The organism is Mesorhizobium sp. WSM4841 (assembly GCF_055811515.1).
In genome coordinates this window covers 51,168-64,964 of the sequence record NZ_JBVVQC010000033.1, presented here as the reverse complement: position 1 = coordinate 64,964, position 13,797 = coordinate 51,168, and the positions used below count along the sequence as shown (strand labels likewise).

12 protein-coding genes are annotated in these 13,797 nt (G+C 62.7%); 5 read left to right on the top strand and 7 right to left on the bottom strand.

The annotated features are described in order from the left end of the window. The first annotated feature begins 19 nt into the window (after nucleotides 1-19). Nucleotides 20-559 (top strand): DUF2155 domain-containing protein, encoded by a 540-nt coding sequence (locus AC0L14_RS28560; RefSeq protein ID WP_473751491.1) that lies wholly within the window; start codon nucleotides 20-22, stop codon nucleotides 557-559. A 99-nt stretch (nucleotides 560-658) separates the two neighbouring features. Beyond that, nucleotides 659-1,027, top strand: a complete 369-nt coding sequence (locus AC0L14_RS28555; RefSeq protein WP_473751490.1) for a hypothetical protein — start codon at nucleotides 659-661, stop codon at nucleotides 1,025-1,027. Nucleotides 1,028-1,038: 11 nt separating this feature from the next. On the opposite strand, the gene aat is transcribed toward AC0L14_RS28555, so the two are convergent. The 6 genes from aat to AC0L14_RS28525 all read right to left on the bottom strand — a co-directional run bounded on the left by aat (nucleotide 1,039) and on the right by AC0L14_RS28525 (nucleotide 6,538). Further along, nucleotides 1,039-1,656 (bottom strand): leucyl/phenylalanyl-tRNA--protein transferase, encoded by a 618-nt coding sequence (gene aat / locus AC0L14_RS28550; RefSeq protein ID WP_473751489.1) that lies wholly within the window; start codon nucleotides 1,654-1,656, stop codon nucleotides 1,039-1,041. Between the two features lie 29 nt (nucleotides 1,657-1,685). Beyond that, nucleotides 1,686-3,029 carry an acetyl-CoA carboxylase biotin carboxylase subunit gene (gene accC, locus AC0L14_RS28545; protein ID WP_473751488.1) on the bottom strand — a complete coding sequence of 448 codons (1,344 nt, stop codon included), beginning with the start codon at nucleotides 3,027-3,029 and terminating at the stop codon, nucleotides 1,686-1,688. Nucleotides 3,030-3,048: 19 nt separating this feature from the next. Continuing rightward, the gene (accB, locus tag AC0L14_RS28540) at nucleotides 3,049-3,507 is read right to left on the bottom strand and encodes an acetyl-CoA carboxylase biotin carboxyl carrier protein (protein WP_029353815.1); all 459 of its coding nucleotides are present in this window, start codon (nucleotides 3,505-3,507) and stop codon (nucleotides 3,049-3,051) included. Nucleotides 3,508-3,533: 26 nt separating this feature from the next. Then, nucleotides 3,534-3,968: a type II 3-dehydroquinate dehydratase gene (aroQ, locus tag AC0L14_RS28535; protein ID WP_473751487.1), complete on the bottom strand. Its 435-nt coding sequence runs from the start codon at nucleotides 3,966-3,968 to the stop codon at nucleotides 3,534-3,536. A 299-nt stretch (nucleotides 3,969-4,267) separates the two neighbouring features. Further along, entirely contained in the window at nucleotides 4,268-5,071 is an 804-nt protein-coding gene (locus AC0L14_RS28530) for a DsbA family protein (RefSeq protein ID WP_473751486.1), read from the bottom strand. A gap of 72 nt (nucleotides 5,072-5,143) precedes the next feature. Continuing rightward, complete coding sequence (locus tag AC0L14_RS28525; RefSeq protein WP_473751485.1) at nucleotides 5,144-6,538, bottom strand: M48 family metalloprotease; 1,395 nt, start codon at nucleotides 6,536-6,538, stop codon at nucleotides 5,144-5,146. Between the two features lie 158 nt (nucleotides 6,539-6,696). Here AC0L14_RS28525 and AC0L14_RS28520 point away from each other — a divergent pair, with 158 nt between their 5' ends. Continuing rightward, nucleotides 6,697-7,845 (top strand): pyridoxal phosphate-dependent aminotransferase, encoded by a 1,149-nt coding sequence (locus tag AC0L14_RS28520; protein ID WP_473751484.1) that lies wholly within the window; start codon nucleotides 6,697-6,699, stop codon nucleotides 7,843-7,845. Between the two features lie 5 nt (nucleotides 7,846-7,850). Then, a complete protein-coding gene (locus tag AC0L14_RS28515; protein ID WP_473751482.1) occupies nucleotides 7,851-8,780 on the top strand; it encodes a glutaminase in 930 nt (309 codons plus the stop codon). 95 nt (nucleotides 8,781-8,875) lie between these two features. Here the strand turns inward: AC0L14_RS28515 and AC0L14_RS28510 are convergent, their stop codons facing one another. Further along, nucleotides 8,876-11,821, bottom strand: coding sequence for an Rne/Rng family ribonuclease (locus AC0L14_RS28510; RefSeq protein ID WP_473751481.1), 2,946 nt, complete (start codon nucleotides 11,819-11,821; stop codon nucleotides 8,876-8,878). A 672-nt stretch (nucleotides 11,822-12,493) separates the two neighbouring features. On the opposite strand from AC0L14_RS28510, the gene AC0L14_RS28505 reads away from it, so the two are divergent. Next, nucleotides 12,494-13,774, top strand: a complete 1,281-nt coding sequence (locus AC0L14_RS28505; protein WP_473751480.1) for an N-acetylmuramoyl-L-alanine amidase — start codon at nucleotides 12,494-12,496, stop codon at nucleotides 13,772-13,774. The last annotated feature ends 23 nt before the right edge of the window (nucleotides 13,775-13,797 follow it).

Here is a 13,797-nt window from a genome sequence, read left to right as displayed (position 1 = left end):
CTAACCACCGGACCCTTGCATGAGCATTTTCAGCCGAATCTCGATAGGCGGACTGACGGTGGCCGCCGCTCTTGTCGCTTGCGCCATGGCCGCCGCACAGACGCTGGAGGCGCCAATCGAACCGGAGGCCTGGGAAGAGCCAGCGACGCCGGAGGCGCCAGCGACACCGGAGGCGCCAATGGAACCGGATGCGACAGTGGCTCCGGCGGCACCGGAACGCATCACCAATCCCGTCGCCGAATTCGCCGGCATCGACAAGATCACCGGCCGCATCATCACCTTCGATGTCTATATCGACGAGACGGTGCAGTTCGGTGCTTTGCAGGTGACGCCGCGCATCTGCTATTCGCAGCCGCAAACCGAAGAGCCGAAGACCGATTCCTTCGTCGAGGTCGACGAGATCACGCTGGATCGCAAGATCCGCCGCATCTTCACCGGCTGGATGTTTGCCGAAAGTCCCGGCCTCAACGCCGTCGAGCACGCCGTCTACGACGTCTGGCTGAAAGGCTGCAAGCAGAAGTCGGAGGTGCCGGCACCCGACGCTGCTAAATCCAATTAGAGCGCCAGGCGCGCGGGATCTCCTGCTCACATACTGAGCCTTCCGGAACCGCCTTATTCTCCGTGCGTTGGGTCATGGCTGCGGTACGGAGATGTTCCCATGATGGCCAACAAGGACGAACTCCTCGATCTCGAAAGAGGGTTCTGGACCGGCGACGCTGCCTATTTCAAAGCCAATGCCGACACCGAATGCCTGGTAGCTTTCCCGCAGATGGCGCAGGTGATGAGCAACGCCGACCTGGCCGAAACCGCGACGAACCCGAACCGCTGGCGCGATCTCGACATCGACCTCAAGGGCATCATCGAGCCGGGCAGCGACATCGTCATGCTGACCTATGAGGCCCATGCCACGCGCGAGAATGGCGAGACCTACGCGGCGCTGATCAGCACCGGCTATGTCCATCGCGTCAATGGCTGGAAAATGATGTTCCACGCGCAGACGCCTCTTGAGCCTGCCGCAAAAAACTGACCTGGCGCAGATCATGGGAAAAAGACCGCTTCGCCCTTCAGCGCGTCAGCCAGCATCTTTTCGTATTTGCCCCTTGGCACGTCGATCGCGCCGAAGCGTTTGAGGTGCTCGGTGGTGAACTGCGTGTCGAGCAGCGCAAACTGCCGTTGCTTCAGGCGTTCGACCAGATGCACCAGGCAGATCTTCGACGCATCCGTTTCCCTGGCGAACATGCTTTCGCCGAAGAACACCCGGCCGAGCGACACGCCGTAGAGGCCGCCGACCAGCCGACCCTCGCGCCAGGCTTCGACCGAATGGCAATGGCCCATCCGGTGGAGTTCGACATAGGCTTCGCGGATCGGCGCGTTGATCCAGGTCGACCGGCGTTCCTCGCGCCTCTCGGCGCAGCCATCGATGGTCGCCTCGAAGTCGAAATCGAAACGGATGTCGAACAGGTTTTTCCGGATAGCCTTCCTCAGGCTCTTGGGCGTGTGAAAACCATCGAGAGGGATGATGCCGCGCGTCTCCGGCCGTACCCAGAACACTTCGGGATCGGTGGCGCTTTCGGCCATCGGGAAGACGCCCGAGGCGTAGGCCTTGAGCAACAGGTCGGTCGGGATGCGATAGCCTGGCGCGTAGGGACGGGTCATCGCGGCATTATATTCTATAAGTTCACGACCTAATCCTCGTTGGCCAGATATTTTTCCAGCCAGTGGATGTCATACTCGCCATTGGCGATATCGGCATTGCCGACGAGATCGCGAAACAGCGGCAGCGTCGTCTTGATGCCGTCGACGACGAATTCGTCGAGCGCCCGCCGCAGCCGCATCATGCATTCGACGCGGTTGCGGCCGTGCACGATCAGCTTGCCGATCAGACTGTCGTAGTAGGGCGGGATCTTGTAGCCGGAATAGACGCCGGAATCGACACGGATGCCGAGCCCGCCCGGCGTGTGGAAGTGGGTGATCGTGCCGGGCGAGGGCGTGAAGGTGCGCGGATCCTCGGCATTGATGCGGCATTCGATGGCATGGCCCTGAAAGCGGATGTCTTCCTGGCGCACCGAAAGCCCGCCGCCCGAGGCGACGCGGATCTGCTCATGCACGAGGTCGATGCCGGTGATCGCCTCCGTCACCGGATGCTCGACCTGCAGGCGCGTGTTCATCTCGATGAAATAGAACTCGCCGTTCTCATAGAGGAATTCGATGGTGCCGGCGCCGGAGTAGCCGAGATCGGCGATCGCCCTGGCACAGACGCCGCCGATATGCGCGCGCTCCTCGGCATTGAGCGCCGGCGAGGGCGCCTCTTCCCAGACCTTCTGGTGGCGGCGCTGCAGCGAGCAGTCGCGTTCGCCGAAATGCACGCCGCGGCCGGCACCGTCACCGAACACCTGCACCTCGATGTGGCGCGGCTTTTCGAGATACTTCTCGATGTAGACGGCGTCGTCGCCGAAGGCGGCACCGGCTTCCGAGCGCGCCGTCTGCAGCGCGACGACAAGATCGGCTTCGCTGCGCGCCACTTTCATGCCGCGTCCGCCGCCGCCGGCCGACGCCTTGATGATCACGGGATAGCCGATCTCGGCGGCGATGCGTTTGGCTTCCTTTTCCTCGGTGACCGCGCCGTCGGACCCGGGCACCACCGGAATGCCAAGACGCTTTGCGGTGCGCTTGGCCTCGATCTTGTCGCCCATGATGCGGATGTGATCGCCGGACGGGCCGATGAAGGTGATGTTGTGCGCGGCGAGGATATCGGCGAATTTGGCATTCTCCGACAGGAATCCGTAGCCCGGATGCACCGCGTCGGCGCCGGTGATCTCGCAGGCCGCGACGATCTGGTGGATGTTGAGATAGCTGTCGCGCGACGGCGGCGGGCCGATGCAGACGCTCTCGTCAGCAAGCCGCACATGCATGGCGTCAGCGTCGGCGGTCGAATGCACCACCACCGTCTGGATGCCGAGCTCCTTGCAGGCGCGCAGCACTCTCAGAGCGATTTCGCCGCGATTGGCGATGAGGATTTTCTGGAACATTTTTCGGCTGTTCCCGGCTCTACTCGATCACGACGAGCGGCATGCCATATTCGACCGGCTGCGCATCCTCGAACAGGATCGCCGTCACCGTGCCGGCACGGGGCGAGGGGATCTGGTTCATCGTCTTCATCGCCTCGATGATCAGCAGCGTCTGGCCTTCCTTGACCTGCTGGCCGACTTCGATGAACGCCTTGGCGTCGGGCGACGGCGCCAGGTAGGCGGTGCCGACCATGGGCGAGGCGACTGCATTCTTGGACACGTCGGCCGCTGCCGGGGCGGCTGCGGCCGCCGGCTGCGCTGCCGGCGGCGCGTAGGCGGGCTGCGGTGCGGCGACCGCATGGACGGCCGGCGCCTGTCGCGACACGCGCACCTTCAAGTCGCCCAGCTCGACCTCGATCTCGGTGAGGTTGGTGTCGTTCAGTATGCCCGCCAGATCGCGGATAAGCTGCTGGTCAACACCGTTCTTCTTTATCGACATTTTCGAGCCTTCTGTTTGTTGGCCGGTCATAGGCGTGCGGCCAGCGCCTGCAGCGCCAGTGTGTAGCCGAGCGGCCCGAACCCGCAGATCACGCCGACGGCGACCGGCGAGACCATGGAGACGTGGCGGAATGATTCCCGCGCATGGATGTTGGAAAGATGAACTTCGGCGACCGGCAATGGCGCGACTGAGCGGATGGCGTCGTGAATGGCGATCGAGGTGTGGCTGTAGGCGCCCGGATTGATGATGATGCCGACAGCCTTGTCGGCGGCTTCCTGTATCCAGTCGACGAGGTCGCCCTCATGGTTCGACTGACGGAAATCGATCTCGAGCCCAAGCGCCGCACCTGCCTGCTTGCAATCGTCGGCGATCGCGGCAAGCGTCTTGCCGCCATAGATGCCCGGCTCGCGCTTGCCGAGCGCGTTGAGGTTGGGACCGTTCAGGACGAAAACCGTTTTCAAAATGCCGACCTTTTTCCCAGTGTGGTTTTGACTCCGAAATTCGCAATACCTTGGAGCAGCGCTTTGAACGAATTCGGATTCAAAACCACACTGGCAATTTATACATTTCTGATGTGGTGGATTTGAAGTTCCTGAACGCTGATGCCACCAAAGTAGCAGGAACTTCGAATCCACTACATCAGCGCCGGCATCCGTCGGCGCGCCGGACCTCTATAATGGGCTTAGACGCCTGCGAAAAGAGCGCAAGTGGGTTCTTTCGCTGTCCACAACAGGCGGAAAATGGCTTGCGCCGAAACCGATCAGAGTGCGGCCTTGGCCGCCTCGATCTTCTCCGCCAGCACTTCCCGGCCGAGCGCCCCGAACACCACCTCGTTGCCGACCACATAGGAGGGCGTTCCTGTGATAGCCAGCTGGTTGGCAAGCTCATAGGTCTTGGAGAGGGCCTCGGTGATCGACGGGTCCTTCATCTTCTCGCGCAGCGTCGCTTCGTCGGCGCCGAGCGAAAGCGCTACCTTGATGGCCGCCGCTTCGGTGGCCCGTCCCTGGGCGCCGAGCAGCGCGTTGTGGAACTCGCCGTATTTCTCCGGCATCATCAGGTGGAACGCCATCGAGACGACGCTCGCCTTCTGCGAATCCGGGCCGAGGATCGGGAACTCCTTGAGCACGAAGCGCAGGTCCGGATCGGCTGTCGTCAGCGCCCGCATGTCCTCGATGGCGCGTTTGCAGTAGCCGCAATTGTAATCGTAGAACTCGACGATGGTGACCTTGCCGTTCGGATTGCCGACGACGCCGTCGAAGGCCGAATTGAAGATCTGGTCCTTGGCATTCTTGATGACGCCGAGACTGGCGACGCGCTGCGCCTCCTTCTGCTTGGCCTCGAGCGCCTCCTGAGCCTCCAGCAGCACTTCAGGGTTCTTCAGGAGATAGTCGCGGATGATGCCCTCGACTTCGGCCCGGTCGATCTTGGTGTCGGCGGGCGCCGCCTGGGCGATCTGCACGGCATCGGCCTTTGCCGTCTGCGGGCTTCCGGTCACGAACCCGAAACCCAGCATGGCGAGAGCGACCGCCACGCCCGTGGTGCCCAGCAGAATTGCCTTGTTCATCATCCCTAATCCTCTCGCCTGGTTTCCGGCCCGATTGGTCCGACTACATGTCGCCGCGCACGGCCGGAAGGTTCACTTTTTCTTGCCTGATGGCGCGTAGTTTATGATGTCCTGCGCGCGGATCCAGCCCGGCTCGCCGCGCTTCATTTTCATCTGCGCGCGCATTGCGAAGATCTTGGCATCCTTGTAGGCGCCGGAATAGAAATGGCCTTCGGCAGTCGCAAGGTCGGCGGCCGGAATGTTGCCGAGCTCGCCATAAGCCTGCGCCAGATGGCGGTAACCGACGGCGTTTTCCCGGTCGCGCGCGAGGCCCTTGTTGATCTGCACCACCGCTTTCTCCAGGGAATCGGGCGTGCCGATGGCCATCAGCGCCTGGCCGTAGGAGACCGACAGCAACCCGGATCGCGCCGGATCGAGGCTGACCGCCTTGGCATAGGCTTCGGCGGCAGCCTTCGGTCTGTTCGCCTTCATCAGGATGTCGCCGCGCAATTCCTGGAAATAGGGGTTTTTCGGCTGTGCCTTGATCAGCGCGTTGGTCTTGGCGAGCGCCCCCGCCAGATCGCCGAAAAGGTAGCTCGTCTGCGCGTCGCCATATTGCGAGGCGAGGCTGCCCGGGTTCTTGCGCATCAGCCGCGATGCGGCGGCCTTGCCTCCCATATAGGCGGCGATCTTGATGCGCATCATGTCGTGCCGCTGCTGCAGTGCCGGCGTATCGACCTTGTCGACATAGGGGCTCTGCTTGACCAGAACTTCGAGATTGGCGATGCGTTCCCGCGGCAGAGGATGGCTGATCCGGTAGGGATCGACCTGCGCCCCTGACAGCGAGAGCGCGCTCTGAAAGCGGCCGAAGGTCTTCAGCATGCCCAGGCCGGACTGACCGGTGGCATTGAGATAGGTTATCGCCGAGCGGTCGGCGGTCATCTCTTCGGTGCGCTGATAAGCGAGGATACTGCGCTGCGCCATCTCGCCGCCGCCAGCCGCGACCCCCATGCCGGCGCCGGCGAGGCCCCGGCTTTTGGTGGTGGCGCCGGCGACGATGGCGCCGGCGCCAAGCAGCGTCGCGATGATGGCCATCGTCTTGGCGCGTTCGAGCTGATTGCGCAATTTTTGCTGGTGCCCACCGGCAATGTGGCCGGCTTCGTGTGCGATGACGCCGATGATCTCGTTGGGCGTCTCCGCCGACATCAGGGCGCCGGTGTTGATGAACAGACGGGACCCGGCAACGAAGGCGTTGAAACTCTGGTCGTTGACCAGGACGATGTCGACGCCGTCTTCCGGCAGGCCCGCGGCTCGGAAGATCGGCCGCGCATAATCGCGTACCAACGCCTCGATCTCGGCATCGCGCACCACCGGCACGTTTTGCGCTAAGGCGCTGATGGTGCCGGTCACAGCGACCGTCGCGGCAAGCGAAAGCGTTGCGAAGGCGCGCGCTGCCTTGGCTATCGTCGATTTGGGTCGATTCAACATGGCAGGTCCACTGGTAGACGAGCGGGCGAAGGATGAAAAGTCGGCACCGAAACTTTACCGAACTTGTGATCCTCACATCAATCGGGCATTTGTGCGGCGCGGGACGCCAAAGCTCGGCGCCGGGCCGACCCAAGGGGCCGACAAAGGAATGAGGTCAAATGGTTGTATCGCTTTCGCGTCGCGGCGAAGTCGAGCCGTTCCACGCCATGGACATTCTGGCGGAAGCGAATCGGCTGAAGGCAAAGGGCGTGCCGGTTGTTTCCATGGCCGTTGGCCAGCCGTCCGACCCGGCGCCGGCCGGGGTCAGGCAAGCGGCGACGAACGCATTGAAGATGGGGCGTATCGGCTACACCGACGCATTGGGTCTTTCCGGCCTGCGCGAGGCGATCGCGCAGCACTATGCCGACCACTACGGGCTTGCCGTATCACCCGGCCGGATCGCCGTCACCACCGGATCGTCGGCCGCCTTCAACCTGGCCTTTCTGGCGATGTTCGATCCAGGCGATCGTGTCGCCGTCGCCGCACCCGGCTATCCGGCCTATCGCAACATCATGGCCGCGCTCGGCATCGAGATCGTCGAGATCGAGCTCGGCGGTGATGCCTATCTACACGCCGAACACCTCAAGGCCGCGCATCGCGAAAAGAAGCTGAAGGGCGTGTTGTTTGCCAGCCCGGCCAATCCGACCGGGGCGATTATCCCCGCCGACGAGCTGTCGGCGCTGGTGACGACGGCCGAAGAGCTCGGCATCGCCGTGATCTCCGACGAGATCTATCACCGGCTGGCTTACGCTGCGCCGGACACGACGGCGCTTGCCTACGGCCAGGACGTGACGGTGATCAATTCCTTCTCGAAATATTACTGCATGACCGGTTGGCGCATCGGCTGGATGGTGCTGCCGGAAGCATTGGTGCGGCCGGTCGAGCGCATCGCCCAGAGTCTCTACATCTCACCGCCGGAACTGTCCCAGATCGCCGCTATCGAGGCATTCAAGGCGACCGGGGAATTGGAGGCGGTGAAGGCGCGCTACGCGTGGAATCGCGAGCTTTTGATGACACGCCTGCCCGAACTCGGCTTTGCGCTGGCGGCACCGATGGACGGGGCGTTCTACGCCTTCTGCGATGTCACCAGGCACACCAACGACAGTATGGCCTTCGCGCGCAAGATGCTGGCCGAGGCGCATGTGGCGGCGACGCCCGGCCGCGATTTCGATCCGCTTCAAGGCCATCGAACCATGCGCTTTTCCTACGCCGGCAGCCACGATGAGATGGTCGAGGCGATGATGCGCCTCGAACGCTGGCTGAAGTAGCGCGAATGCCGGAACTCGAACAGGCTTTGACCGAAATTGCCGCCGAAATGGCGGAGCGCACGGATCGCGGCGAAGTCGCGACCTACATTCCGCAACTCGGCAAGGTCGATCCGAAAAAGTTCGGTATCGCCGCCGTGACCAATGACGGTCGCGTGCTGATGGCAGGCGACGCCGATGAGCCGTTTTCGATCCAGAGCATTTCGAAAGTGTTCACGCTGACATTGGCGCTCGGCAATGTCGGCGACGCGCTGTGGCATCGTGTCGGGCGCGAGCCTTCGGGCAACCCGTTCAACTCGATCGTCCAGCTCGAGCATGAGAACGGCATTCCGCGCAATCCGTTCATCAATGCCGGCGCCATCGTGATTTCCGACATTCTGCTCGCCGGCCACCAGCCGCGCGAGGCGATCGGCGAGATCCTGCGCTTCATCCAGTTCCTGGCCGACGACGACACCATCATCATCGACCGCGAGGTCGCGGCTTCGGAACGTGCCACCGGCTTTCGCAACTTGGCGCTCGCCAATTACATGAAGTCCTTCGGCAATCTCAACCACGCGCCGGACCTGGCGCTGGGCGTCTATTTTCACCATTGCGCCATCGCCATGAGCTGCCGGCAATTGGCGCTCGCCGGCCGCTTTCTCGCCAATGGCGGCAAGAACCCGGCGACCGGCCATTCCGTGGTGTCGGCCGAGCGCGCCCGCCGCATTGGCGCGATGATGCTGACCTGCGGCCATTATGACGGTTCCGGCGATTTTGCCTTTCGCGTCGGCATCCCGGGCAAGAGCGGCGTAGGCGGCGGCATTTTGGCGATCGTGCCGGGCGTGGCCTCGCTCGCCGTCTGGTCGCCCGGCCTCAACGCCAACGGCAACTCCAGGCTGGGGTCGATTGCACTGGAAAGGCTGGCGAAGATGATGAACTGGTCGGTCTTCGCGCCATAGAGATTGTGACGCTTCAGACAAGAAAAATCCCGCGCTGTCGACAGGACAGCGCGGGATTTTTTTGGTCAAAAGATCAGGCTAAACTACCGAAAAGCTTAGAAAAAGCCTTTCCGCTGCCACCAGCCGGCACGCTTCGGCTTTTCCTCGGTCTTTTCCTCGTCGGCAACAGTCGAGGACACGATCGGCTCAACCGGAGCATCTACCGGTACGGGCTTGCGTCGCGATGGGCGGACCTTCGGTTTTTCGTCGACGGCGGCCACGGCTGTTTCCTCCAAAACAGGTGCGGGAGCCTCGGCAGCAATTTCTGGCTCGGCAACTGGCGTCTCGGCGACGACGTCCGCCGCAGCCTTCTTCGGCTTCGCGGCGCGGCGCGGCTTCTTCGGCTTTTCGGCGCTCGGCATGTCGTCATTGGCCGGAGCAAGGTCCACAGGCTCTTCGACCGGCGTTGCTGCTACCGGCTCGCTGGAGACGGCTACGCCCTCCAAGACTTCGCCTTCGGGCCTGTCAGCCGACTCGGCAGTGCCTGCATCGACCTCGCCTTCGTCCTCACGGCGATTGCGCTTGCCGCCGCGCTTGCCGCGCCGGCGCTTCTTGCCCTGACCTTCATCCACCACTTGACCGTCATCCGACGCTTCCACCGCTTCAGTGACGCCGACCTGGTCCTCGTGGTCTGCTTCGACGCCTTCATCGCCTAAGGCCTCGGATACGCCTTCGGCAGTGGCCGGGAGGGACGCGCCTTCCATTTGGGCGCCATGCTCGCGGTCGCGATCCTTGCCGCCGCGCCGTCTGCGGCGCTTGCGGCGCTTGCGGTCGCGGCCTTCGCCATCTTCGCTTGGCCTTGGCTGCTGCGGCTGCTGAGCTTGGCGTGGTTGCTCTGCCGGTTCAACGGCCTCGTCTTCCTCCTCCTCGATGACGATTTCGTCGGCGGGCTCTTCCGGCTCGACATAGGCGGGCAAGGTGCGCACCTCGACGAAGCCTTCAGGCTTTTCAGCCAGCGCGCCGCGGAAGATCGCATAGTGCTGGGCGCCGACCGTGTCGTCGGCTTCGACGGTGATGGTCAGGCCGAAGCGGCTTTCGAGCTCCACCAGCGTGCCGCGCTTGTGGTTGAGCACATAGAGTGCGGTCGCCGCCGGCGTCCGTACCGTGATGTGGCTGCGCGAATCCTTGAGCAGGAATTCCTCGATCGCCCGCACCACCATCAGCGCGACAGACGAATCGGACCGCACATGGCCGGTGCCGCCGCAATGCGGGCAAGGCTTCATCGTCGATTCCAGCACGCTGGCACGGATGCGCTGGCGCGACATCTCCATCAGGCCGAAATGCGAGATGCGGCCGACCTGGATGCGGGCGCGATCGTTCTTGAGGTGATCCTTCAGCCGCTTTTCGACGGAGCGGTTGTTGCGGTTCTCCTCCATGTCGATGAAGTCGATGACGATCAGGCCGGCAAGATCGCGCAGCCTCAACTGCCGTGCGACTTCCTCGGCCGCTTCCAGATTGGTGTGAAGCGCCGTGTCCTCGATCGAGTGCTCCTTGGTGGAGCGGCCCGAATTGACGTCGATGGCGACCAGAGCTTCGGTCTGGTTGATGATGATGTAGCCGCCGCTCTTTAGGGTCACCTGCGGCTGCAGCATGCGGTCGAGCTGCGCCTCGATGCCATTGCGTACGAATATCGGCGTCGTGTCGCGGAACGGCTGCACGACCTTGGCGTGGCTCGGCATCAGCATGCGCATGAAGTCCTTGGCCTCGCGATAGCCCTCTTCGCCGGAAACCAGGATCTCGTCGATGTCCTTGTTGTACAGATCGCGTACCGAGCGCTTGATCAGGCTGCCTTCCTCGTAGACCAGGGCAGGGGCCGTGGACTGCAGCGTCAGATTGCGGACGTTTTCCCAAAGCCGCATCAGATATTCGTAGTCGCGCTTGATCTCGGCCTTGGTGCGGCTTTCGCCGGCTGTGCGCAGGATGACGCCCATGCCCTGCGGCACTTCGAGATCGGCGACGACCTCCTTCAGCCGCTTGCGGTCCTGCGCGTTGGTGATCTTGCGCGAGATGCCGCCGCCACGCGCCGTGTTCGGCATCAGCACCGAATAGCGGCCGGCAAGCGACAGGTAGGTGGTGAGCGCTGCGCCCTTGTTGCCGCGCTCTTCCTTCACGACCTGCACCAGAAGGATCTGCCGGCGCTTGATCACTTCCTGGATCTTGTACTGGCGGCGCACCGGCTTGCGGCGGTTGCGCGCTTCTTCCAGCGCATCCTCGGCGCCGACCGATTCGACCTCATGGTCATCCAGATGCGATGACTGCACCTCTTCCAGCATGCCGCGATCATTGTCGGTGGACGTGGCTTCGCCGGCCGCCTCAGCCTGCGGCACGGCTTCGGAAATCACATCCGATTCGATGCTGGCGGCGATGGAATTGGGACCGCCTTCGGAAGGCTCAGTCTCGTCATGGCTCGTCTCATTATGACTCGCCTCGCTATGACTGGCGACATCCTCGCGATGTTCCGAAGTATCGGACGGCGTGTCGACATTTTCGGAAACGGCATCGACGTTCTCCGCGACCGCATCCTCGCCGTGTTCGCCGCCCTCATTGGAACGGCTGTCGTTGGACTCGACAGAATCGTCCGAATCGGCCGCACCTGCATCACGCTTGTGCTCGCCTCGGTCGCGGCTCTTGCCGCCGCGCCTGCGTCCGCGCCGGCCGCGATCACGGTTCTGGCGATCGTCGCCTTCGCCGTCCTCATCGTCCTCGTCTTCAGCCTCCTGCGCTTCCGCGCGCAGCAGCGCCTGACGGTCGGCGACCGGAATCTGGTAGTAGTCGGGATGAATTTCACTGAAGGCAAGGAAACCGTGACGGTTGCCGCCATATTCGACAAAGGCTGCCTGAAGGGAGGGTTCGACGCGGGTTACGCGGGCGAGGTAGATGTTTCCTTTGAGCTGCTTCTTGTCCTGGGATTCAAAGTCGAATTCTTCAATACGGTTACCGCGAACGACGACAACACGTGTTTCCTCCGGGTGGGAGGCGTCTATCAGCATTTTGTTGGGCATTATTTCGTTTCCCCCCGGCAGCCGTCAGCCGCAGCTTGCGGGGCAAGGCCCGCCGCTGTGAGTGTGGATGAACATGGGTGCCGGGCAATTGAATGTCCGCCGGCCGCTGCCTGAGCGCCATGGCGGTGCCGCCCGCAGCCATAATGGCGCGGTTTGCTGCGGACCTTTCCATGATTGCGCTTGAAGCCATCGTAACCAGCAGAACCTTTTTGAACCAAAGCCCGGGAAAACCGGACCAGCTTGTTTGCTCATACAGAGCCGGCACGGGACAATCCCGGCCGTTTTCCTCACGCAGGCATTTCCCCCGCCACGGGCTCACACCTGCGAAATTCGTCGCGATCACTTGATGCCTTTTTCGCCTGAAACGAAAGGAGCCGTCGTTCATCTCACCTGTAGCAGGAAGCTGCGGAGAAGGACGGTTCCAGGATTGCAGTGATCCACCATCGCTTTTATGATTTGGCGGGTTGGATGGCAACCCCGATTTCCGATGCCGGCAAAAAGCAGTTCCGCAACGGAAGCACGGCTTTAAGCGTTGCGTGAAAAGGCTTGGTTAACCTTCTCTGGATACCAATTGTTAATAGAGTTCGCGGCTAACCGGCACTTCGACAGACGCCGGCACTCCGACAAACAAGATTGGGCGCCTGGCGCCAAACCGGAGCGACTGGAATAAAGATGGCACTGGCAGTCTTCACGGACAGGGATAGTCGTGCCGGAGGCACTTTCTTCAACGCCGCCTACTTCCGCGCTGCTTGCCTGCTGTTGCTGGTTGCCGCTTGCCTGGCTTTTATTTCGCCGGTTTCCCTTGCTGCCGAGGCGCCGCTCGCCGTGACGAGCTACAAAATGGCCGGTGACGCCACCAAGATGCGCATCGTCATGAATTTCAACCGCGAGCCCGACGTCAAATGGTTCCTGCTGCGCGGCCCCCATCGTCTGGTCGTCGATCTGCCAAGCACGAAATTCGCCATCAATGCCAAGGATGTGAAGGCGCGCGGCCTGGTCAAGGGCGTGCGCTATGGCGATCTCGGCGAAGGGGTATCGCGGCTGATCCTCACCGGCAAGGGCCCGTTCGCCGTCGACAGGGTCGACGTGCTCAGGAATGATGACGGCAACGGCTACCGCATCGCCATCGACATGTCGGCGGCGTCCGCGCGGGAGTTCGACGCCGCTCTTGCCAATCAGGCGCTGACCACCGGCTCGACGGTGTCCGCCGACAAGGGCGGCAGGGTCGGCACCGGGCCGGTCTCCAATCCAGGCCATCGCTTCACCGTCGTCATCGATCCAGGCCATGGCGGCATCGACGGCGGCGCCGAGGGCTTGAACGGCACGGTCGAGAAGAACGTCACGCTCGCCTTCGCCACCGAATTGCGCGACAGACTTGCCGCGGTCGGCAAATATGACGTTTTCCTGACGCGCGAGACGGACCAATTCCTGCGGCTGGACGACCGCGTGCGCATTGCCCGCCAGCATGAGGCCGATCTGCTCATTTCGATCCACGCCGACACGATCAGGGTCAAGGGCCTTCGCGGCGCAACCGTCTACACCGTTTCCGACAAGGCTTCCGATCCCGAAGCGCAGGCGCTCGCCGACCGTGAGAACCTTTCCGACCAATTCGCCGGCATGGAAATCAAGGACGACAACAAGGAAGTGACCGACATTCTGATCGACCTGATTCGCCGCGAGACGCACGGTTTCTCGATGCGTTTTGCCCAAACTTTGGTCGGCCAGCTTTCCACCAGCGTCGGCCTCATCAACAATCCGCAGCGTTCGGCCAGCTTCAAGGTGTTGAAGGCGCCGGATGTCCCCTCCGTGCTGGTCGAACTCGGCTATCTGTCAAACGCCAAGGACGAGGCGCAACTGCTCAGCGCCGATTGGCGCGGCAAGGCGGCCCAGAGCATAACCAATGCCATCGCCCTGTTCGCCTCAGCCCGGGCCGGAGCCGGAACCGGAGGCTGAGACCCCCGCCGTGGTACAACCAG

Excerpts from the sequence above, each read along its gene's own strand:
- aat (WP_473751489.1), bottom strand. The coding sequence starts at position 1,656 with ATGACCCGTCCCTACGCGCCAGGCTATCGCATCCCGACCGACCTGTTG.
- AC0L14_RS28515 (WP_473751482.1), top strand. The coding sequence starts at position 7,851 with ATGCCGGAACTCGAACAGGCTTTGACCGAAATTGCCGCCGAAATGGCG.
- AC0L14_RS28525 (WP_473751485.1), bottom strand. The coding sequence starts at position 6,538 with ATGTTGAATCGACCCAAATCGACGATAGCCAAGGCAGCGCGCGCCTTC.
- AC0L14_RS28505 (WP_473751480.1), top strand. The coding sequence starts at position 12,494 with ATGGCACTGGCAGTCTTCACGGACAGGGATAGTCGTGCCGGAGGCACT.
- AC0L14_RS28560 (WP_473751491.1), top strand. The coding sequence starts at position 20 with ATGAGCATTTTCAGCCGAATCTCGATAGGCGGACTGACGGTGGCCGCC.
- accB (WP_029353815.1), bottom strand. The coding sequence starts at position 3,507 with ATGTCGATAAAGAAGAACGGTGTTGACCAGCAGCTTATCCGCGATCTG.
- AC0L14_RS28520 (WP_473751484.1), top strand. The coding sequence starts at position 6,697 with ATGGTTGTATCGCTTTCGCGTCGCGGCGAAGTCGAGCCGTTCCACGCC.
- accC (WP_473751488.1), bottom strand. The coding sequence starts at position 3,029 with ATGTTCCAGAAAATCCTCATCGCCAATCGCGGCGAAATCGCTCTGAGA.
- AC0L14_RS28510 (WP_473751481.1), bottom strand. The coding sequence starts at position 11,821 with ATGCCCAACAAAATGCTGATAGACGCCTCCCACCCGGAGGAAACACGT.
- AC0L14_RS28555 (WP_473751490.1), top strand. The coding sequence starts at position 659 with ATGATGGCCAACAAGGACGAACTCCTCGATCTCGAAAGAGGGTTCTGG.
- AC0L14_RS28530 (WP_473751486.1), bottom strand. The coding sequence starts at position 5,071 with ATGAACAAGGCAATTCTGCTGGGCACCACGGGCGTGGCGGTCGCTCTC.